The sequence below is a fragment of the Psychrobacter sp. JB193 genome, assembly GCF_002285555.1.
GTDB lineage: Bacteria > Pseudomonadota > Gammaproteobacteria > Pseudomonadales > Moraxellaceae > Psychrobacter > Psychrobacter alimentarius.
The window spans coordinates 365,655-386,940 of sequence record NZ_NRGY01000002.1; the positions used below are offsets into that span (position 1 = coordinate 365,655).

Genomic DNA, 21,286 nt, shown 5'->3' on the forward strand with positions numbered 1-21,286 from the left:
CTTGTGACCCGTGTGAACGAGCCAAAATGGCATCAGTTTACGCGAAGTATGGATGCCTAAAACAGTGGTTTTCAGTAATGATGTCTTAGCAGGTTTGAAGAGTGTTACTTGATTTAAGTAACGAGTGATAAAGACACACGCAGTACCATTTTTTTAAATTAGCCAAAAAATGAGCGATAGCCTTGTTTTTTAATTTCTTTTATCCAAAAAAGTTTACCATATCATGACGTATTTAGCGCCGCGGCAAGGGTTGTTTGCCATAATTCTTCTGGTTAGTTTTTGTTTGCAGACTCTGTTATTGGTCATTAGTACTGACCAACAGCTGAGCAATAGTCGTGCGTTAAAAGGCGAGCAGATGGTCGCCCAGCTGATTGATGAAGCGAGGTTGTCTTTAGAAAATAAAGACCGTGTCAGCCTCAGCGTTATTGCCAATCGCTATACCAGCGAGCAAGATGTCACACGGATACTGATTAAAGACAATAAAGATGAGATTTTAGTACCCGTGGGCAATGCGCCCATGCAGCAAGGCGATACCATTCGTCAAATTGCAACCAAAGGGGAGGCGGTCATTGGCAGCGTTGCCTTGACTTTGAAAGATGTGAGTAAAGGCGAAATTATCGCCATGCAATGGCCGTTTGTCATTGGGACTATGCTACTGCATTTATTACTTTGGGTGATTTATGGCTATCTTGCGCGCCCAACCAAAGAACAAATCAATGCCCTTAGCCGCGAAATCCAAAATCTGCATCGTGAGCAATATATGCAAATGGATCCGAGGAACTATGATCGCAATTTTGAACGTCGTTCAGCGGATAGAGAAAACATGGGCACCGAGCGCTCAGATGAAACGGTGACGGGTAGCGAGACCACCACCGTAAAAAAACGTGACATCCATAATGAGGTCAATCAATACTTGAGAAAGCAGCAGAGCCAAGGCACTGCAAGCGAAACGGTTGATATGGCCGCAAGTAAAATGGGTGAGTCAACGGAAGCGAGTGATGATGCACAGAGCGACACCGGTAGCACCAGTCATACGTCAACTAAATTTGGTGGTGCTTCTAGGCTGTCTGCCACACGAGCGTTCGACAGTGTGCGTGTGCAGCTGGTCTTTCACGATGAGTTCAATATGCTCGAGCGTTTGGCACCGTCTCAACGCTTGCCTTATTTAGCATTATGTACGCAGCTATTGAACCAAGCGATAACTGAATTGCTCAAACAACCCTTATTGCTGGGTGTTAGCCTAATAAATGAGCCACGGTTTGAAGACAAAGGCGCTAGTGTGTTGTTAAAAGCAGATAACAGTCATGCAAAAGTAGCACTGGCAGGCGTGATGCTTGGTAAGCTCTACCTAATGCTCAATAAAATCATCCACGATAAGCATATTGAGCTATCACGGTTTGCTTTACCTGCAAAAGCAGGGGTGAGCGACGATGCTCAGTCAGAGGCAATGACACAGTTGTTACACAGCGTTGGTCGCAAAGAGCAAATGTTGATTTTGTTGCCAAACGCTGGTATCAAACAAATCAATCACCATGTTCAAGTGCATAGCATCATGCGCCCGACAACGGTCTATGAGCGCGAGTGTGCGATTTTCGATGGTGGTAATGATGCCATGATACAGCGACTAGCCGATGTTCGTAATGCGGTACTGATGATCGAAAATGACAGCGAATCATCGACGTAATTGTTATTATATTTATATACAATTGTTTATTTTACCGTTATCTTAGTATCGGCTATTAAATCTGTCATCATGATAAAAAGGATTGACAACATTCAATAGAGACTTTATAAGGCATATATATATTGATATGTTTTTAATACCCTTGCTAAAAACGATAGGAGCTTGTCATGAGTGACACAGATATTGACGACGATTTTGATGATGATTTTGTCGACGATGATGATGCAAAGATGGTGGAAGAGGCCGAGACGAGTGTACGTACACGCCTAAGCAGTCTTGAAAAGCGTCGACTAATCGACAATTTGTTAGAAGAGAAGCGTCTGGCCAAAGAACTCAAAGATGATCTAGATGATATCGACAACTTCGACGAAGATGGCGATGACTGGGATGATGATCTTTAGTTTTTAGGCTTAAATGACGACCTAGAGTCAAAAAATAGCGTCATTTAAGCCGACTAAAGCCTTTTAATCGAGATTATGGATTCGGCTGTGTTAAGCTGATGGTATCTTGTTTGTAGTTTTTTTCGGTGCTTAATACCTCGTTTTTATAAAGCTTTTAATTTTATTATGGTTGTTTGGCGACTTATCCAGACAACCTTTGTCTTCAGATTATTCGCTATCCTGCGCTTATTCCATCAGCCATTGCAATTGACGCAACCCCTCTCTTAAGGATCATGACATCATGAGTAACCCACTAAGTTTCGATGAATTACTAGACTATTTGGACAATCAAGAGAGCCAGTTTGTGCTCGATAGCGTTGCCGCGCATGGTTTTTTGACAGCGACGGTGATAGGTCGTCCATTACCAAATTGGATTGATGCGTTGTTTGAAGGCCACACCAGTGAAGTGCCTGAAAACGTCATTGACGGTATCAAGCGCTGGCGCGATGCTATCATGGCTGAGTTAAAAAACGAGACACCCATTGAGTTACCGTTTGGAGAAGACGCTGGTAATGAAGAAGTGGCCGTTGATTTTTCAGATGAGTCGGACATCGTTGCTTGGTCGATTGGCTTTGTAGATGCCATGTATGCTGATGAAGCAAGCGACTGGTTTGAAGATGAAGAGACAGCAGAAGATGTGGCGGTATTGACCTTGCCGATGATCGTGTTAAGCGGTATCGATGACGAAGATCCAGAGCTTGCGGAGATGCGCCGCGATGAGGATAAGCTGGTACAAATGGCCAATAGCATTGAAGGCAATTTGACTGAGTTGTTCTTGTTGTTCCATACCAACGATTAAGCGTATTATTAAAAATAGCCATAAGCAGTACGGTTGAATATCACTTATTATCAGTACTGCTTAGCGTTTTTTGATTCATCCTATTAAGTCACCGATAAGGTCGTCCTATGACTGTGCAACTCTCCAATCTTGAGCACTTACCCAATTACCAAATCACCGAGCGCCTAGATGTGGTGTACGGCAGTACGGTACGCTCAAAGCATGTCGGCAAAGACTTGTTTGCTGGGTTAAAAAATATCGTTGGTGGTGAATTAACCGCTTATACCGAGTTGCTAGAAGAGTCTCGTCAAGAGGCGATAGATCGGATGGTGGTCAAAGCCGAAGCCTTGGGTGCTGACGCAGTTGTAGGCTTGCGTTTTTCGACGTCTAGTATTGCACAGGGCGCCTCTGAGCTATTCGTTTATGGCACTGCAGTCAAAGCCATTCCCATGCCGCAACAAGCCACTCAGCCGCTAAATGATGCTTACGGGCAATCTATGCCAGCCCAAAACCCTGCACCTGTACCGACAGATGATTTGCCACGTTTCAATCCTTTTGGTTGATTAGCCAACGCTCAAAGCATTCTGTCGAAGCATTGATGTTTTTTATATTAAGAGACGTGTCATGAATAACTCTCTCACTCAATTTCTCATTAACTACGCGCCGTTTATTTTATTATTCGCGGCTGGGTGGTTTTTTGGGTCGCGTCATGAGCGTCAGCATTTAGCGCAGCTGCGCGTGTCGGAGCAAGAGTTGGGTCATATTATTGTCTCAAGCGAGCGCTTTTATTGCCCCAAACTGGCGGCTGGTAGCGAGGGCGAGTTGGTACTGGGTAGCGTTGTCATTGCTCAAGATTACTTCAAAATGATCATCGCGCGTGTGTTAAGTCTATTTGGCAAAAACTTGACCACTTACGAGACATTATTGGATCGTGCACGCCGTGAAGCCATTGTACGTATGCGTACCGAAGCCAATGCCAAAGGCTATAACCATATCTATGGCTTACGGATGGAAGTGACTAACATCAATCAATTGGGTAGCATGGTAGAAGCCATTGCCTATGGTACGGCGGTCATCAGTATCGACAGTAACAATACAATTGCTGCTAAACCCTCTATATAAACTTGCTATAGCCAGTTCAACATAACATCGATACAGCAGGTGCTATGTGCGACTGCTATCACTTTTTCTTGCGTGCTGCTAACACAGAGGTAGCAAAAAATCGTCCCAATCGCACTATCTGTTTTTTAAAATAAATCGACCGTATCTGCCACTTTTTACCTGCATGTTTTTATTTCCTCCTAAAACTATCCTTTCCAAAGATACTATTTCTTATTTGACTGATGAGTCGTTAGATAAAGTAAATACAGAGACTTTTAGCACGATATACTGAATTTTCTCGTTCTATCATCATGATAGGGCGTGTTAGTAAGTAGTGTGCAAAATAGTACGGTACAAAAAACACTGTCAGACAAAGAGCATCACAAGAAAACGCTGATGCCGATGGTGGCTTTTACCCAAATAATCAGCAGGATTGGCTGATTGAGCATCACGGCATTGTCATAAACTGACCCAAAGAAGGGTCTTACCTACATGGATGTAGTTATGGAAAGTCTTGAGATAGTCACGTTAGTAAATTCCGTTGTCATTCCTATTTGCTTGTTTTTGATCATGATGGGCATGGGGTTGACCCTCGTCACCAATGATTTTAAACGCGTCTTAAAATACCCAAAAGCCGTCGGTATCGGCTTGACCAATCAGCTGATATTGCTGCCAGTCATTGGCTTTGCCTTGGCAAACATCATGCCACTTGAGCCTGAGTATGCGGTTGGCGTCATGCTACTGGTACTCTGCCCAGGCGGCACAACTTCAAACTTATTTACTTATCTTGCCAAAGGGGATGTGGCACTATCCGTGACGATGACGGCGATTGCCAGCATCATTACTGTGTTTAGTATTCCTGTCGTTCTAAGCTTTTCATTGATTCACTTTATGGGGGCGGGCAGCGAGTTTCAATTGCCTGTGTTAAAGACAGTATTGACTTTGGTATTGCTGACGATATTACCCATCAGTGTGGGCATGCTGATCAAACGCTTTGCGCCTAGGGTCGCGGATAGCTCACAGCGATATGTGTCTAGATTTGGCGTGACATTTTTGGCGTTTTTGGTGGCGTTTTTGAGCTATGTACAAAGAGACATTATCGTTGAGGCGTTTTTTGCCACGGGGCCAGTGTCTTTATTATTGAACTTGTCTACCATGGCGCTTGGTTATTACACGAGTAAATGGTTTGGACTGAACTTGGCACAAAGAGCGTCAGTGACACTAGAGGTTGGTTTACAAAACAGCACCTTGTCGATCTTTATGGCGCTGACACTATTGGCCAATTATAAAATGTCGCTGATGCCTGCCATTTATACCTTGATCATGTTTTTGACCGCTGGGATTTTGGTCAGAATCTTTAGTGCAAAGTATCATAAGCTTAAGAAGTCGGAAGTAAAGAGCGGTATTTTGGCGGCATCTAGAGCTTAGATAGAGGTCATAAAGCAAAGCGCATTACGTTGATGGATGAGGAATCAACTCCCATAAGCAGTTTAAGGTTGTTAAATTGCTTATGGGAAACCAGTGCATTGATTGCTGTGACTCTCATTATGCGCGTTTATCATTCAATATGATTTGCCAAGCACTAAGGCCGACGGATATTTATATGTCGGCTATCATTGGCTCTGTCATCAGCGGTTTGCTCTTTTACTTTTTCGATATCAAACAGGAACGTACGGTTTTTGAGTACGGCAACAAACACCACGCCACCGACCGTATTGCCTACCAATACCACCGCCAAAAATTCTAAGTAGCGCCACAAGCTGACCGTATTGCCATATAGTAAAGCAGAGAATACCTCGATATTACCAACGATACTGTGATGCAAACCCAAAAACCCAATACTGCCTGTGATAATAGTGACTAACACAATCCGGCTAAGGGTATCGCGCGCTGAGGTCACAAGCCACGCTGTGACACCCATCATCCAGCCTGCCAAGATGGCGCTGCCAAATATGACCCACCATCTAAATCCCAAAATATGCTCGGCATAAGTATCGATACTACTTGCGCTAAACAGATGCATATTCAAGCCCAAACCAATCATTAATGCTGCAAACAAACAGCCACCGACCACGTTGCCTGCGATCACAATGCCCCAAAGGCGCAATAGTTTGCTTATAGGTTCAAAACCATTCAATACAGGCAAGCTCAAAAGCGAGGTTTGTTCGGTAAATAACAATGACTGACCAATGACCACAATGATAAAACCAATGGGATAAAGTAGGGAAGCAAGGACGAGCGCATAATGACTTGGTAGCACTTCGCTAAGAAGGGCAAAAGCGGATAAAATCATAAAAAAGCTGATGCCAATCTCAAGCCCAGCGGTAAAAGCACTGGTGAATAATGAGCCAAGCGAACGATCAAAGGTTTTTCGGGCATCCATAGACTGCTCAACCAAGATACTGGCGTGGCTTTTTGCTTGACTGGCGTTGTCATCATTGGCGACTTTTTTGATGGTTTCTTTGTCTTCCTTGCTGATGTCTTCAGAGAAGTCTGCATCTTCTAACTGCTCAGTCGCTTCAAGCTCATCATCCAAAGCAGTATGGTCGCCGTCATCCTCTGGTTCATCTTTTGCCTCGTACGCAGGATGAGTGGCATCATTAATGATAGGCGCACCGTCGACCTTATTGGCATGAGCGTTATTGTTATACTCGGTATTTTGGGACACGGTTGGCTCGCTGTTATCCAGATTGATATTAATAAAAAGACATGGCTATATTCTATAGGGTTGCTCTACCTTATAGCAGCGTTATATTTTAACGCATGCAATGATTGATTATCGTGAGCGTTCAGTTGATTAAGGTTGTTAATTGTTGAATGCCGCTGTTAAGCTCCGATAAATTGCCTTAGCATCTAACAAAATCTGCCTATCTGCGTTAAAATCACAGTATTCATTATATTATCTATTTTTTACATCCATTGTCTGACCACATCCATTATCAATAAAAGACTTTTTTACTATGAGCAATCCCGATACCGATACCAGTACTACTAGCAACGCGAAAACCAATCTGACCCAATCTATCCAAGCGGCTCTCAATCAACTAGAAAACGCCTACAATCCCAGCGAAGTGGAAGCAGGCATGTATCAAGGTTGGGAAGAAAGTGGTTATTTTAAACCAAGCTTTGATAAAGACGAGTCGTTTTCTATTGCGCTGCCACCGCCAAACGTCACAGGCTCATTGCATATGGGTCATGGCTTTAACAATGCAATCATGGATGCGCTCACACGTTTCCACCGCATGGATGGTGACAATACGTTGTGGCAACCAGGTACGGATCATGCGGGTATTGCCACCCAAATGGTTGTTGAACGTCGATTGGAGGCGCAAGGACTTAAACGCCGTGATATGACGCGTGCAGATTTTATCGATAAAGTGTGGGAATGGAAAGAAGAGTCAGGCGGTAATATCACCAGCCAAATTCGCCGTTTGGGCAGCTCGGTCGATTGGTCGCGTGAGCGCTTTACCATGGATGATGGTCTGTCCAATGCAGTTAAAGAAGTGTTCGTTCGTCTGTTCGATGATGGGCTTATCTATCGCGGTAAGCGTTTGGTGAACTGGGATCCAAAATTCCAAACCGCACTGTCTGATCTAGAAGTAGAAAACCATGATGAAAAAGGCAGCTTATGGCATTTCCGCTATCATTTCACCGACACAGAGCTACTGACTCAAGATGGTAAAAACTATCTGGTCGTCGCTACTACGCGTCCTGAGACACTGCTAGGTGATACGGCGGTCGCGGTCAATCCTAGTGATGAGCGTTATACCCATTTGGTCGGTAAAACCATCACCTTACCAATTACCAACCGTGTCATTCCTATCGTGGCTGACGATTATGTCGAAAAAGACTTCGGTACAGGCTGCGTTAAGATTACGCCAGCACATGATTTTAATGACTATGAGCTAGGTCGTCGTCACAACTTGCCGCTGATTAACATCCTTGATGAGCGCGCCAATATCTTGCCAGCGATGGAAGTTTATCCTGACTTGCAAACGCGTGAGCCAGAGCTAGAAACCACGCCAAGTGACTATGCAGGACTTGAGCGTTTTGCGGCGCGTAAGTTCTTGGTTGAGCAAGCAGGCGAGCAAGGCTGGCTAGAAGAGGTAGAGGACTATGCACTAAAAGCCCCACGTGCTGAGCGTGGCGGCACCATCGTTGAGCCGTGGTTGACCGATCAATGGTATGTGGCAGTGAGTAAGCTTGCTAAGCCTGCGATTGACGCGGTAGAAGACGGTAGCATTGAGTTCGTCCCTGCACAATACAAAAACATGTACATGTCGTGGATGACGGATCTACAAGATTGGTGTATCAGCCGTCAGCTCTGGTGGGGTCATCGTATCCCTGCATGGTATGACGATGCGACGGGTGAAATCTATGTAGCGCGTGATGAAGCGGAAGTACGTAGCAAATACAACCTAAGCGCTGATGTGCAGTTGCGCCAAGATGACGATGTACTCGATACGTGGTTTAGCTCAGGTCTATGGACGTTCAGTACGCTTGATTGGGCAGACGTCAACGCGGATCCACGCGTGATGAAAACCTTTCACCCAACCAGCGTGCTCGTGACAGGTTTTGACATTATTTTCTTTTGGGTTGCCCGCATGATCATGATGACCATGCACTTCGTGAAAAACGAAGATGGCACGCCGCAAGTACCGTTTAAGACTGTCTATGTCCATGGTCTGGTACGCGATGGTAATGGTCAAAAAATGTCAAAATCAAAGGGTAACGTCTTAGATCCGATTGATTTGATTGACGGTATTGAGCTAGAAGCACTGGTCGAAAAACGCACCAGCAATATGATGAATCCAAAAGACGCGGCTAAGATTGAAAAGCAAACGCGTAAAGAGTTCCCAGAAGGTATCCCTGCTTACGGCACCGACGCATTGCGCTTTACCTTTACATCATTAGCCAGTACTGGTCGCGATATTAACTTTGATCTTAAGCGTGTCGAGGGCTATCGTAACTTCTGTAATAAAATCTGGAACGCCAGCCGTTTTGTACTCATGAACTGTGTCGATGGTGATAGCAATGCTAAGCCAATTGACCAAACGGCCAATCCTGACGTGTGGGAGCTACCAGAAAAATGGATCATGAGTCGTCTGAACTCTAGCATCAAAGACATTCATCAGCATTTTGCCCAGTATCGTCTCGATATGGTCAGCCAAGACATCTATGAGTTTATCTGGAATGAATACTGTGATTGGTACGTGGAGCTTGCCAAAGCGAGCCTGAATGATGAATCGGTATCGGACGAGCGTAAAGCACAAATCCGCTATGTGCTACTGCATGTGCTTGAAACCGCGCTACGCTTTACGCACCCAATCATGCCGTATCTGACTGAGCAAATCTGGCAGACTATCGCGCCGCTACTCGGTCGTAAAAACACCGACAGCATCGTGGTTGCGAGCTACCCACAAACCGATAACAGTCAAATCAGTGAGCAAACGGAAGCGGATATGGCGTGGCTCCAAGAGCTGATCGCGAGCGTCCGTAATATCCGTGGTGAGATGAAGCTTGGTAATGCCGTACGTCTGCCAGTGCTGCTACAAAACGTCTCTAGCGAAGAAGACGCGCGCCTGTCACGCATCAAAAACCAGTTCAAAGCGCTTGCCAAAGTTGAGAGCTTAGAGATCGTCAAAGAAGGCGATGATGTACCATTGTCATCATCTAGTATGGTCGGTCAGCTACGTGTCCTCGTACCGATGAAAGGTCTGATTGATCCAACGGCTGAGCTGGCACGCTTGGGCAAGTCATATGATAAGTTGAAAGGTCAAGCTGACGGTATCGCGCGTAAGCTAGGCAATGAAGGCTTTGTGAGTAAAGCGCCAGTCGAAGTCGTCGATGCTGAGAAAGCAAAACTGGCTGAGCTAGAAGGGCAGATCGCCGCGATGACCGCGCAAATGGAGCAGTTAAAAGCGTTGTAGTTTCAAAGTAGATATCTATATTAAAGAGAACGCTGTCACAATTGTGATGGCGTTTTTTATTGTCTGTATGGCAATATATCTATCGCTCATAACTTCTCAGCTTTTTAAGCTCGCTAAATTAAGCCCCTCTATTTGAAATAACATTTTAAGGAACGTCATGTTATCTGCTTATCGTCAGGATACTTTTTTTCTTAACCGCGCATTGCCTGTCCTAATTGGTTTGGCTGTTATTTATGGCGCGTTGTGGCTGTTTGCGATTCCAGTCAATGCTGTGGTGCTGGCTATTACGCTGATGGTGGTGTTTTGTCTGATTAAAATCCCCGTGGCCGTTTCCTTAGTATCGGCGGCGTTGCTTGGTGGTCTACACGCAAGAATGACAATGCCAGACATCTTACAAGTGTTAAATGATAACTTGCTAAGCGGCGCACAAGTCGGCATGACCTACATCATGGTTGGCGCGTTTGCCGTTGCACTGGCGAGAAGCGGCATTCTGGATTGGGTCGCACAAAAGATGGCAAGCAGCCTTAATCGTGAAGGCGCTCATGTGCGCCAGCAAGTCAAATGGATGCTGTTTGCGCTGTTTATTGTAGCCTCATTGCTCTCACAAAACCTCATTCCTGTACATATTGCATTTATCCCTGTGCTGATACCGCCGCTGCTTGGACTAATGAACCGCTTACGACTCGATCGCCGTGCCGTTGCTTGTATTCTGGCTTGTGGTATTAGCGCGTCTTATCTGCTGCTGCCGTTTGGGTTTGGTGCGATTTATCTGAACGAAATCTTATTAGAGAATTTTAATAGCGTTGGCGAGGCATCTGGGTATGCAGCGACTGCCAGTATGGCACCAAAAGCGATGTTCTTTCCCGTCATGGGGCTACTCGCTGGCATGCTGTTTGCGGTATTCATCACGTATCGTAAACCGCGTGATTATGTGCAAAATGACGGTCTACAAAATAATTATAGGCAAGCCGTACAAACTGGACAAACCGAAATTGAGCAGAATGGTGCGGTTGCCATGGAAGAAAAAATCGAGATTGGTTTACAGCCGCTGCTGTTTACCGCACTGGCAGTGGTTACGGTGTTGTTGTTCCAGATTTATTTTGATTCGCTGTTTATTGGCGCGATGATTGGTTTTATGATTCTTGGGTTTTCGGGTATTTATCGCTGGCAAGCGCAAGATGATGTGTTTACGCAGGGCGTGCGCTTAATGGCAGAAATCGCCGTTATTATTACCATTGCATCGAGCTTTGGTGCGCTGCTGACCGCCACTGGTGACATCGACCCACTGGTGGCATCAGCGACTCAGTTCTTTGGTGACAATAAGCTGTTTGGTGCGGCAGTGATGCTGGTCGTTGGCTTGTTTATTACCATTGGGTTTGGCGATTCGTTTGCGTCTGTCCCTATCTTAGCGCCTATTTATATTCCGCTTGCGTTTGCGCTTGGATTCTCTCCACTCGCGGCTCTTGCCATGCTGGGTGCAGCGGCGGCATTGGGCGATGCGGGTTCGCCAGCGTCTACAATTACGCTTGGTGCTACTGCGGGTCTAAATGCCGATGGACAGCATGATCATATTAAAGACAGTGTGATTCCAACCTTTTTTCACGCCAATATTGGGATGTTGCTGTTTACGTGGGTGGCGGTGGTGTGGTTGTTGGGGTGATTCTTTAAATGAGCTAGAAACGCAGTTGACGTTGCAGAAGGAAGAGTTAAAGGCGTTGTAATTTAAAAGCAGATATCTATATTAAAGAGAACGCTGTCACGATTGTGATGGCGTTTTTTATTGTCTACTGCTTAGTTAACTAATTAATTCTTAGGCTTGAAAAAAACTCAATATTCGTGTGCTATTATCTTAAGTTCTAATATTGATATTTATCAAGGTAAATATATATGAAATGTAGAGTTGATGGCTGTGATAATCAGGCATTTCAAGATCTTGATGAATGTGCTCTACATTGTAACAAAGATTGTGTCCACGAAGGTTCGATAAATGCTGTCTTAAGCGAATTTAATAGGCTTCTAAATTTCTATATTCTTGATGACGTTTTATCGCGATATATTCCTGATTCAGAAGATGAGAGCTATATAAATGAGATAGCAACATATAGGAAAAATAATAAATGCCTTTATGATTCAATAATATTCAAGCAGAAACTTAGCGAATATAATATACGATTTTACGGTATTTTATTTCCAAACATATTGTTGATTGACTATACAGAGACTTTAAGAATTTTTAAAAACGTATGGTTTGAGAAGTGTGTGTTCTATGTTAATTACTTTAATCTAAAGTCTACGGGAGCTTTTTTTGAGCAATGTATTTTTAAATGTGAGATATATATCAAGCCAGCAGCTTTATTTTTATTAAAGAAAAATTCTATTTTTTATCAATGTGTATTTGAAGATAAAGTGTACATAGGTCGTGAAGGTAGAGATAAATATACTTTTGAAGAGAGCTTGTTCTCAGGTTGTGTGTTTAAGAACTTTATTAAATTTAAAAATGTAATTCTTAAGAAAGAACCTTTTTTAGATATAGATGAAAGAGAACTGAAACTATCCACTCTAGAGATATATGACTGCAATTTCGATGGAGGGTTTAAATTAAATGGTGCATATATCTCATACCTTAGGATTGAAAATACAAATTTTTTGGTAGGGTTTTGGATGCTGAAAGCCAATATCATTACTTTAAATTGTATAAATGTAGTCATAGATGGTTTGTTTGATGCTTCTAATAGTTCATTTGTTCGCGCAAAATTCAACAGGACTAAGTTTCTTGATGTAGCAGATTTTGAGGAAGTTAAGTTTGGCGAAGTCAATGGAGAATACTTAAAATCAAAACAGCACATTAGTATATTTAAGTATGTGACATTTATGACTGCTTCAAACTTTAAACATACTAATTTTTTCTATAGTTTAGATTTTGAAAACGTGGATTTAAGAGAGCAACCTAATTTCTTGAAATCGTATATTAATTCATACAATACTAATCGAGAAACATTTAGAATTATAAAGTATTCATTCGATTCTAGAGGGAATACGCTTGAAGCAAATAGATTTTTTGTTCAAGAGATGAAAGCATTTAAAAATGAGTTGAAGGAAGAAGGGAGTTTCTGGGATAAGTTAATATATAACATGAATGACCTAATATCTGAGTTCGGAAGAAATTATATAAGAGCCATTATTTGGCTAATCATTAGTTTGATTTTATATACAATATTACTATATTTGCATGACTGGTATTTTGATAATTTTGATTATTTCATTTGGGGAAAATTGGAATGGATTTGGATATTCTTAAATGATATAGCAAAAAACTTCCTACCTTTTAGTAGGTTTCTTGAGTCTAAGAGTGGATTTGAGTTTATTAGTCTATTTTTCTACATTTGGTTTGCCATATTAATTTGGCAAATAATTGTTGCGGTCAAAAGGCATACACAACGTTAAGGAATACCATGAACCATCTCACCGTCGGACAACGCGCACCTTTAAACAACCTTGCTATTGACGATACCGCACCCATCTCGCTCAAGTTCACTCGTCAAAGTCCGATAGAGATGGACATCAGCTGCTTTGCCTTAGACTCAGTAGGCAAGCTCATCAATGATGATTACATGGTGTTTTATAATCAGCCAACCTCACCCTGCGGACAAATCAAGCTCACACATTACGAGTCGCAGCCGATGACGAGCAAAGGCATACAAGCTGAGTTTGAAATTAACTTATCCAAACTACCTGCCAACGTTGACAGTTTATTTTTTGTTTTATCCGCCGATACTCCGCTCAACCAAATTCAATCGCTAGATATTGGTATTTGGCAGCAGTCGCAAAAAGCACAAGCAGAGTATCAAGCAGCCGACTTTGCTCAGCAGCAAGCCAGTATGCTCATGCAGATTTATCGTAAGGGCGGTGTTTGGCGCTTAGCGAATGTCGCGCAAGGGTTTAATGGTGGACTTGCCGCAATCGTGCAGCACTTTGGTGGTGATGTAGCGGAAGACGACCGCAATGACGTGTCTCCACAACCTGCGCCATCAACCAAAATCAATACCTCAAAAGTTCCTTTAGAAAAGGTAATGTTAGAGAAAGCGCCCAAGCTGGTTAACCTTGCCAAAAAAGCCACCATCTCGCTTGAAAAACGCCAATTGCAGCAATTGACCGCAAAAGTGGCGCTAGTGCTCGATGCCTCAGGTTCAATGAACAGACAATATAAACAGGGTCGTGTACAAGAAGTGGTTAATCGTTTATTGCCACTAGCCGTGAGCTTTGATGATGATCAAGCGCTAGACTGCTGGGCGTTTGCCCGTGACCCGCAATATTTGGGTGAGATTGGGCTGAGCAACTACGAAGGGTTTATTGACAACGCTCATGGTGGCTGGCGCAAATGGGCACTTGGCCCGCGCATCAACAATGAAGCAGAAGTCATGAAAGCCGTGACTGAGTTTTATCAAAAGGATGGTTTAGATGTGCCCGTTTATATTTTGTTTATCAGTGATGGCGGGGTGAGTGACAATCGGGGCATCACCAGAGTCATGACGGAAGCGGCAAAATTGCCGATGTTTTGGCAGTTTGTCGGATTAGGTGGTCGCGGTTATGGCATCCTGAAAAAACTAGACGACATGACAGGGCGCGTGATTGATAACTGCGACTTTTTTGAACTCGACGATTTGAATGACATTAGCGAAGAAGCCTTGTATGAAAATATGCTAGAAGAGTTTCCAAGCTGGCTAAAAGAAGCGCGTGAGATTGGCTTGATAAGAAAATAGTATCGAGCAACGATTGTCAAAAATAAAAACCGCTATAGCCAATACTGTAGCGGTTTTTTAATATTTAAAATAACAGTTTTTACAACGCCCAAAGTGACTGATATTGCTCATCAGTCAAGGTCACGATATCGATCTCTGCCAGCATCTCGCGCAGTTCTTGCCACTTACTTGCATCGGGCTTAATAGGCGTGATCAATCTGCCCAGCGTATTGTCGATAATGGCATCCATTAGCGCATCCGCCTCGGTTTTACTATACTTATAATACATACGGTGAGCAGCATCTGGATCGCTTTTGCACAGCTCAGTCATCTGGTTGGTCACTTGGATAAAGGTGTCTATCGCGTCTTTTTTCGCACTATAAATCTCAGTAGTCGTGAGAATTTCTAACGCCGAAAAGTTAAGATAGGGTGACAGATTCTGATCGATAAACGTAAAATCCATGCCCTCAAAAGTCGCTTCAACGCCCTCAAAGTTATAAAAGCACAGCCATGCACCATCGAGACTTGGGTCTTGTTGCAGATTTTTTATATGATAAAAGTCTTTTTGCACAAAGGTGACATTGTCGCGGCTGATGCTAAAGCCGTTTTTCTTGGCATAGCGGACTAATATCTCAAAGCCAATACGATTGGTTTTTTCCTCAGCAGCAGGGGTACAAATACGAATCGGCTGATTGTTCTTGAGCTTATCCATACTGGACTGCTGCATCAATATACCGCCATCAGTCTCAAAGAAGCAGCCCAGCGCACGAAGATTGGGCGCGTAATGTTCAAACAAATGAATCGGCTCATTCACATGTAGATCGATGCTTTGATTCTGCAATTCAGCAAAGCCATCATAATGGTCATCTGGTTCGATAATGGTTATATCAAGCCCTGCTTGCTCGTACGCGCCCGTGGTCACACCAGCGATAAAGGGCAAGTGATCAGGGTTTAAGAACCATTCGAGGGTCAGGGTAAGGGTGGTGGTTGGCTGCATCGTTGTTTCCTATTTTATGTGGGAAACAATCAGACTGATACTGTTTAGGTAAAACAAGAAAGGTAAAATCTCAAAGTCAGGTGCGCTATTACATTGACGCATAATCTGGAGATTTATTAAAACGTGTCACGCTTGTTTCCTACGTCAGTGCTAACTGCTTCAGGTTCACGGGTCTATCTCAGCGATGACGTCGGCTGTGTTTACAGCGTCAAATCAAAGCACCCCGACAAGATTGAGTGGTATTACATTATTGTTGATCAGTACTGCTAATGGTTACTGCATCATCATAGACGACTTGCGAGTGGTGATGCAAGGTTTTGAGTAGGCAGATGATTCAAGTTTTCAAAAGGTATGGAATGTAAGAGACGAAGCAGTCAACTTATCTGAGTTTGAATAATGAATGCTTATCGCAGAAGAGAAAAACCAACTCATCATTCAAATGTGAGCGGGTTTTTCATTGAAGAGTTTTGTTGAAAGAAGAATGAATAGTTAATCAACATATAATGGCTCAAACATTTTTTTAGTTTCAAGGCTTGTGCTTACTGGCATCTTGAAAACATTGCCTGCTACCACCCCTGATTTTGACAATTCTATCTGATTAATTTCTAAAATATTTTCAATACCGCTTTTGCCAAATAAGTCAGTAAAAAGACAATTGGTTGATAAATAACGAACACAAAAAAGCAAAAATAACCTTGTACCATTTTCAGCGATATTGCATGCTGATTGACCTATATAGGTCGCTTCTTTATTAAAAATTTAAAGCCACTTAATTTCTACTATTTATATTGCCAAATGACACCAATCTTATGAGTGCTAATAAAAAAGCTTTTTACTATCGTCCAAAAACCAATCAATCCAAAAGTCCAGCGGTGCGTTGGACATTTGTAATATTGGGCTGGATATTTTTTGTATTGGGTATTGTTGGTGCGCTATTACCTGTGATGCCGACCGCTCCTTTTATATTGCTGGCAGCAGGCTGCTGGGCGCGTAGCTCTAGGCGCTTTCACTTTTGGCTCATCAATCACAAGTATTTTGGTAATTTTGTCCGTGATTGGGAAAACAATCACGCCGTACCTTTATATGCCAAATGGCTGGCAACGATCATGATGACCATCTCAACGAGTATGCTGTTTTATCGTCTACCTGCTGATATGCTATGGGTCGCATGGCTGGTAGCCGCCGTTTGTAGTGGAGTAGCAGTCTATTTATTTCGTTTGCCAAACGCTTAAAATCGCTGCAATTAGAGGCAAAAACGGTGATAAATAGACGTCAGTTACACGAAATATGAGATAAGGCTTGCGATGCAAGAATGTTCCCCTTATAATACGTCCAAGCTTAAGAGCAGTTCTGCACCAAATCATTACCTCGTAGTATTAGTTATAATCCTTCGTTTTAATATTTATCGTTCAGTAGCTATTTGCAAGCGTTATCGGTCACTAGACCATTAATAAATTTAAAAGTAGGATTATCAATATGTCAGATACTCAAAAAGGTACAGTTAAGTGGTTCAACGAAGCTAAAGGCTTTGGTTTTATCGCTCCAGAAACTGGCGCAGACGTTTTTGCTCATTACAGCGAAATCACTGGTTCAGGTTTCAAAACTTTGGCTGAAGGCCAAGAAGTTGAGTTCACTGTAACTCAAGGCCAAAAAGGCCCACAAGCACATAACATCGTTGCTATCTAATTTGTCTTTTATAGACAGATAGATAAACAGATGTTTAAAAGACGAACCTTTGGGTTCGTTTTTTTTCGTCTGCACTTTAGCGTTAACGATACACAGAGCCAAAAATGCCTACGACCATAGCGATGGTCGTAGGCATTTTAAATGTTGGATAATGATAAATAGATCAGACGCAGTGATTTAATGTAGTAAGTTCAATATCAAAATGAAACGGCGTGCTGGAATAAATTTTTCGCAGCCTCTGTCTGCGAAGGCACAGTAAGCAAGAAAAATTTATTCCAGTTCAGCGTTAATCTATTTTATTTAGAATCGACTATACATTAAGCTGACCGCAACATTGATCAATCCACCACCAACAATGAGCCAAACAAACATAGTCGCACCCAAAATAAGAGGCTTGATGCCAGCTTGCTTGATAGCGCTTAAGTGGGTGGTTAAACCAAGGGCAAACATCGCCATCGTGAGCAACACATCATCGAGTATGACCATACTACGCTCAAAACCTGCACTCATTGGCACCCACGTATGTAGTAAGACAATAGCGATAAAGATAAACGCGAACCAAGGGACTTGGACTTCTTTTAGGCGTTTTACGATAGAAGGTCGTTCATTACGGTCAGTATCATCGTTCTTACTTTTGGTTAAAGCAAAAGACAAAATAAGCAAAAAAGGCGCTAGCATCATCACCCGTATCATCTTGGTGACGACCGCCGTATCGCCAACCTCAGTACTGATAGCATTACCTGCCACCACCACTTGTGCCACTTCATGAATGGTTGAGCCCGTATAGATCCCGTATTGCTCAGTACTGAGCCAAGGTTGCAGCCAGCCTATGTGATGCAAGAGTGGGTAGAGGAGCATAGCGACCGTACCAAAGACCACGACGGTAGCCACGGCGATAGTGACTTTATGTGCTTCGGCTTTGATTACTGGTTCTGCGGCAATGACTGCTGCTGCGCCGCAAATACTTGCCCCCGAGCCAATCAGTAATGTAGTCTGTCTATCTACCTTTAGCCATCTTGTACCGAGCCAATACGTGAGTAGAAAGGTGGATGTCAATACAAGAGCATCGATCATGATGGCAGGCATACCCACCCCTGATACTTGCGTCAAAGTCAGCTTAAAGCCATAAAGCATAATGGCAAGGCGCAGTATCTGACCTTTGGCGAAGGCCACACCCACACTCAAGCGATCAGACACACTAGGGTAAACGGTATTGCCCAATACCATACCAAGCAAAATTGCCAAGGTTAAAGATGACAGTCCAACCACACGTCCTGCTGTCCAAGTATCGAGACTGGTATTGAGCCATAAACAAAACAAACTGCCGACCAGTACCACTACCAGTCCTGCCAAATGGCGGTTGGTTGGGCAATAATGGTCAACGGTTTGTGCTAAAGCATGCATGAATGACTGTCCTATCATCTATAATCAAAATAAGCATAAGCTTATGATTAGTCAGTATAAAACAGGACAATCTATAATAAAAACAGATTAATGAGATAGAAACTATCGGTTTTTTAGGTTAACGTATACAGCCATGGTGTTAATTTCGCTATAGCTGATTCAGCTCAAAAAATAAAATGACTCCATCTGCTTATACGTCTGAAGAATAAATAATGCACCGCTCCTGAGTATCATCCACTAATATAGTATTGAAATAATGAAAAAGTCGGTTCAGACATTACCAAAAATCACGCTCAAACAGCTGTCTGTCTTTGTCAGTATTTATCAGACGGGCAGTACCAGCCGTGCTAGTGAGGAGTTACACTTATCACAGTCGGCGGTCAGTAGCGCTCTGAGTGAATTAGAGTCGAGGCTACAAATGCCATTGTTTGAGCGTGTTGGTCGCAGGCTCAATCATCATCCCAATGCCCATACCATTTATGTACAGGCGCAAGCAATCTTAGGTCAAGCATTGACGCTAGAGCATTATCATAAGCACCAAGCAGGGCAGATTCGTATTGGTACAAGTACCACGATTGGGAATTATGTGTTGCCGTCGCTGCTGGCTACGCTCTATGAGACGCTACCAGATGCCAATGTGGACATGTATATTGCCAATACCCAAGAAGTAGTCAGCGAGATTGAACAGTTAAATATTGATATTGCGCTAGTGGAGGGCGTACCGCGTCCGACAGACATGAAAACCATTGAGCAACGTGCTTGGCGCACGGATACCTTAAAGGTTTTTGCCAAGCGTGATAGTCAATGGTTGATAGAGCTAGCGTCATATAATGATGATAATGGGTGTTATGATCTGAGTCTGGAACAGTTGGCACGGCTGCCGTTATTGGTACGTGAGGCAGGGTCAGGCACTCGGCAAATTATCGATGAGCAGTTACTAAAGCATTTACCCAATGCTGAGATTGTCATGGCGATTCAACAATCAGAAGCGATCAAGCACATGGTGATGGCAGATATCGGTCTCGGCTGTTTGTCTCAGCATGTGATTGAGAGCGAGCTGGCATCAGGAAAGTTGGTACAGGTAAAAGTGGCGGGCATTGATTTGTCGCGGACATGGTGGCTGGTCTGGCACAAAGCCCGCCATCAAAGTCCCATTTGGCAGACCTTCATTGATATTTTGACAGAGGCATCAATATCAAAGAAACCGCAATAAAAAACGTCCCATAAGCAAATGTGCTACGGGACGTTTTATAAAATAACCTATCTGATTTACGTTATTCGTTGACTGGTTTGTCCAGTCTTACGACCAAGCTATCGCAAGGCACGTTTGGCAGGATGTTGTCTGCGGTAGCGCCGCTGAGCCATGCGGCAATGCCATGTCGGTTGTGACGACCGATGACCAATAGATCAACTTCATGCTTATGGCAATAATTGACGATACCTTCACTGTTAGAGATGGCCGTGGTCACCTCAGAATTGACGTCGTGTAGCTCATTGCGATCCAAAAACTGTGCCAGCTTGGCACGCGCTTCTTGGCAACGTTCATCATCAATCTGATCGTATAAGCTTGAGGCTGGCACCAGCTCATAGCCGAAGCCAACCATGGTGTCTTTCACAATATGCAATACCGATAACTTGGCATTAGGACGATTCTCCACGATGCGTTTGGCTTTTTGGGCGACTATATCGGCATCAGAGAGCAAGTCAGTGACCAATAATATATGTTCGTAACTCATGTGCTTCTCCTTGTGACAGATGATTATAACTATAGCACTACGGCAAGGTGCTGTGAAGTAAAGCTTGACTGTCTTTAGTATGTCAAAGCGACAGCATCTATAAATGACAGACTCAATTACATAGTGAGCAGTACCAATTATTTTTCTACAGGCTTATTAAGCTTGACCACTAAGCTATCACAAGGGACATTTGGCAATATACTATCCGCCGTGGCAGTCACTAACCAAGCGGCGATACCATGACGCTCATGACGTCCAATAATAAGTAAATCAACGTTTTTTTTATGACAGTAATTAACAATACCCTTACTGTTAGAGATGGCAGCAGTTACCTCAGAGTTAAAGGCTTCTAGCTCATTACGCTCAAGAAAGCGCGCAAGTTTAGCACGTGCTTTTTGCCACTTTTCACCATCGATGTCGCCTGTGAGGCTGGACGAAGGGACAAGCTCATAACCGAAGCGCACCATGTCATCTTCAACGATATGCAGCACAGACAATTTGGCATTGGGAGCGCCAGCGAGGATACGTTTGGCCTTTTGCGCAACCAAATCAGCGTCGGACATTAAGTCAGTGACCAATAAAACATGTTGGTAACTCATGAGCAGCTCCTTGTGACAGATGGTTTTCACTATAACACTACTAATGCCCGCTGTTAAGTAACATCATTAAATCAGGAACATTCACTAAACATATTTAGATTTTAAGGTCTAGCTACCTTTCCTATGGCTTTCTGGCCTATCTTTTAGAGCGTACCTTGACTTATTAAATGCTTAGCCCCATCTAATACCGTT

General features: G+C 43.3%; 18 protein-coding genes and 1 riboswitch. Of the genes, 13 read left to right on the top strand and 5 right to left on the bottom strand.

The window, feature by feature from the left end:
• Nucleotides 1-223 precede the first annotated feature (223 nt).
• The 6 genes from CIK80_RS09295 (at nt 224) to CIK80_RS09320 (ending at nt 5,431) form a co-directional block, all read left to right on the top strand.
• Nucleotides 224-1,684 carry a hypothetical protein gene (locus tag CIK80_RS09295; RefSeq protein ID WP_095569777.1) on the top strand — a complete coding sequence of 487 codons (1,461 nt, stop codon included), beginning with the start codon at nt 224-226 and terminating at the stop codon, nt 1,682-1,684.
• Nucleotides 1,685-1,851: 167 nt separating this feature from the next.
• Entirely contained in the window at nt 1,852-2,085 is a 234-nt protein-coding gene (locus CIK80_RS09300; protein ID WP_062845472.1) for a hypothetical protein, read from the top strand.
• A 280-nt stretch (nt 2,086-2,365) separates the two neighbouring features.
• Nucleotides 2,366-2,923, top strand: coding sequence for a YecA family protein (locus tag CIK80_RS09305; RefSeq protein ID WP_087039653.1), 558 nt, complete (start codon nt 2,366-2,368; stop codon nt 2,921-2,923).
• A gap of 107 nt (nt 2,924-3,030) precedes the next feature.
• Nucleotides 3,031-3,465, top strand: coding sequence for a YbjQ family protein (locus CIK80_RS09310; RefSeq protein WP_095569778.1), 435 nt, complete (start codon nt 3,031-3,033; stop codon nt 3,463-3,465).
• Nucleotides 3,466-3,526: 61 nt separating this feature from the next.
• The gene (locus CIK80_RS09315) at nt 3,527-4,024 is read left to right on the top strand and encodes a heavy metal-binding domain-containing protein (RefSeq protein WP_095569779.1); all 498 of its coding nucleotides are present in this window, start codon (nt 3,527-3,529) and stop codon (nt 4,022-4,024) included.
• Nucleotides 4,025-4,495: 471 nt separating this feature from the next.
• Nucleotides 4,496-5,431 (top strand): bile acid:sodium symporter family protein, encoded by a 936-nt coding sequence (locus tag CIK80_RS09320; RefSeq protein ID WP_257011730.1) that lies wholly within the window; start codon nt 4,496-4,498, stop codon nt 5,429-5,431.
• A gap of 154 nt (nt 5,432-5,585) precedes the next feature.
• On the opposite strand, the gene CIK80_RS09325 is transcribed toward CIK80_RS09320, so the two are convergent.
• Nucleotides 5,586-6,671 (bottom strand): formate/nitrite transporter family protein, encoded by a 1,086-nt coding sequence (locus tag CIK80_RS09325; protein WP_095569780.1) that lies wholly within the window; start codon nt 6,669-6,671, stop codon nt 5,586-5,588.
• Between the two features lie 292 nt (nt 6,672-6,963).
• On the opposite strand from CIK80_RS09325, the gene CIK80_RS09330 reads away from it, so the two are divergent.
• The 4 genes from CIK80_RS09330 (at nt 6,964) to CIK80_RS09345 (ending at nt 14,693) form a co-directional block, all read left to right on the top strand.
• On the top strand, nt 6,964-9,933 hold the full coding sequence (locus CIK80_RS09330; RefSeq protein ID WP_095569781.1) for a valine--tRNA ligase: 2,970 nt from the start codon (nt 6,964-6,966) through the stop codon (nt 9,931-9,933).
• Between the two features lie 157 nt (nt 9,934-10,090).
• Nucleotides 10,091-11,593, top strand: a complete 1,503-nt coding sequence (locus CIK80_RS09335; RefSeq protein WP_095569782.1) for a Na+/H+ antiporter NhaC family protein — start codon at nt 10,091-10,093, stop codon at nt 11,591-11,593.
• Nucleotides 11,594-11,820: 227 nt separating this feature from the next.
• Complete coding sequence (locus tag CIK80_RS09340; RefSeq protein WP_095569783.1) at nt 11,821-13,377, top strand: hypothetical protein; 1,557 nt, start codon at nt 11,821-11,823, stop codon at nt 13,375-13,377.
• An 8-nt stretch (nt 13,378-13,385) separates the two neighbouring features.
• Entirely contained in the window at nt 13,386-14,693 is a 1,308-nt protein-coding gene (locus tag CIK80_RS09345; RefSeq protein ID WP_095569784.1) for a VWA domain-containing protein, read from the top strand.
• Nucleotides 14,694-14,772: 79 nt separating this feature from the next.
• Here the strand turns inward: CIK80_RS09345 and CIK80_RS09350 are convergent, their stop codons facing one another.
• The gene (locus CIK80_RS09350) at nt 14,773-15,669 is read right to left on the bottom strand and encodes an ABC transporter substrate-binding protein (RefSeq protein WP_095569785.1); all 897 of its coding nucleotides are present in this window, start codon (nt 15,667-15,669) and stop codon (nt 14,773-14,775) included.
• A gap of 119 nt (nt 15,670-15,788) precedes the next feature.
• A riboswitch (TPP riboswitch) is annotated at nt 15,789-15,905 on the bottom strand.
• Between the two features lie 573 nt (nt 15,906-16,478).
• Between CIK80_RS09350 and CIK80_RS09360 the strand changes: the two genes are divergently transcribed.
• Nucleotides 16,479-16,901 carry a YbaN family protein gene (locus tag CIK80_RS09360; RefSeq protein ID WP_095569787.1) on the top strand — a complete coding sequence of 141 codons (423 nt, stop codon included), beginning with the start codon at nt 16,479-16,481 and terminating at the stop codon, nt 16,899-16,901.
• Between the two features lie 244 nt (nt 16,902-17,145).
• Nucleotides 17,146-17,355, top strand: a complete 210-nt coding sequence (locus CIK80_RS09365; protein ID WP_010201661.1) for a cold-shock protein — start codon at nt 17,146-17,148, stop codon at nt 17,353-17,355.
• A 300-nt stretch (nt 17,356-17,655) separates the two neighbouring features.
• Here the strand turns inward: CIK80_RS09365 and CIK80_RS09370 are convergent, their stop codons facing one another.
• Nucleotides 17,656-18,759: a YeiH family protein gene (locus CIK80_RS09370; protein ID WP_095569788.1), complete on the bottom strand. Its 1,104-nt coding sequence runs from the start codon at nt 18,757-18,759 to the stop codon at nt 17,656-17,658.
• Between the two features lie 256 nt (nt 18,760-19,015).
• On the opposite strand from CIK80_RS09370, the gene CIK80_RS09375 reads away from it, so the two are divergent.
• Nucleotides 19,016-19,972: a LysR substrate-binding domain-containing protein gene (locus CIK80_RS09375; RefSeq protein WP_095569789.1), complete on the top strand. Its 957-nt coding sequence runs from the start codon at nt 19,016-19,018 to the stop codon at nt 19,970-19,972.
• A 61-nt stretch (nt 19,973-20,033) separates the two neighbouring features.
• On the opposite strand, the gene CIK80_RS09380 is transcribed toward CIK80_RS09375, so the two are convergent.
• Nucleotides 20,034-20,495 carry a universal stress protein gene (locus CIK80_RS09380; protein WP_062845458.1) on the bottom strand — a complete coding sequence of 154 codons (462 nt, stop codon included), beginning with the start codon at nt 20,493-20,495 and terminating at the stop codon, nt 20,034-20,036.
• 137 nt (nt 20,496-20,632) lie between these two features.
• Entirely contained in the window at nt 20,633-21,094 is a 462-nt protein-coding gene (locus CIK80_RS09385) for a universal stress protein (RefSeq protein ID WP_095569790.1), read from the bottom strand.
• Nucleotides 21,095-21,286: the final 192 nt, after the last annotated feature.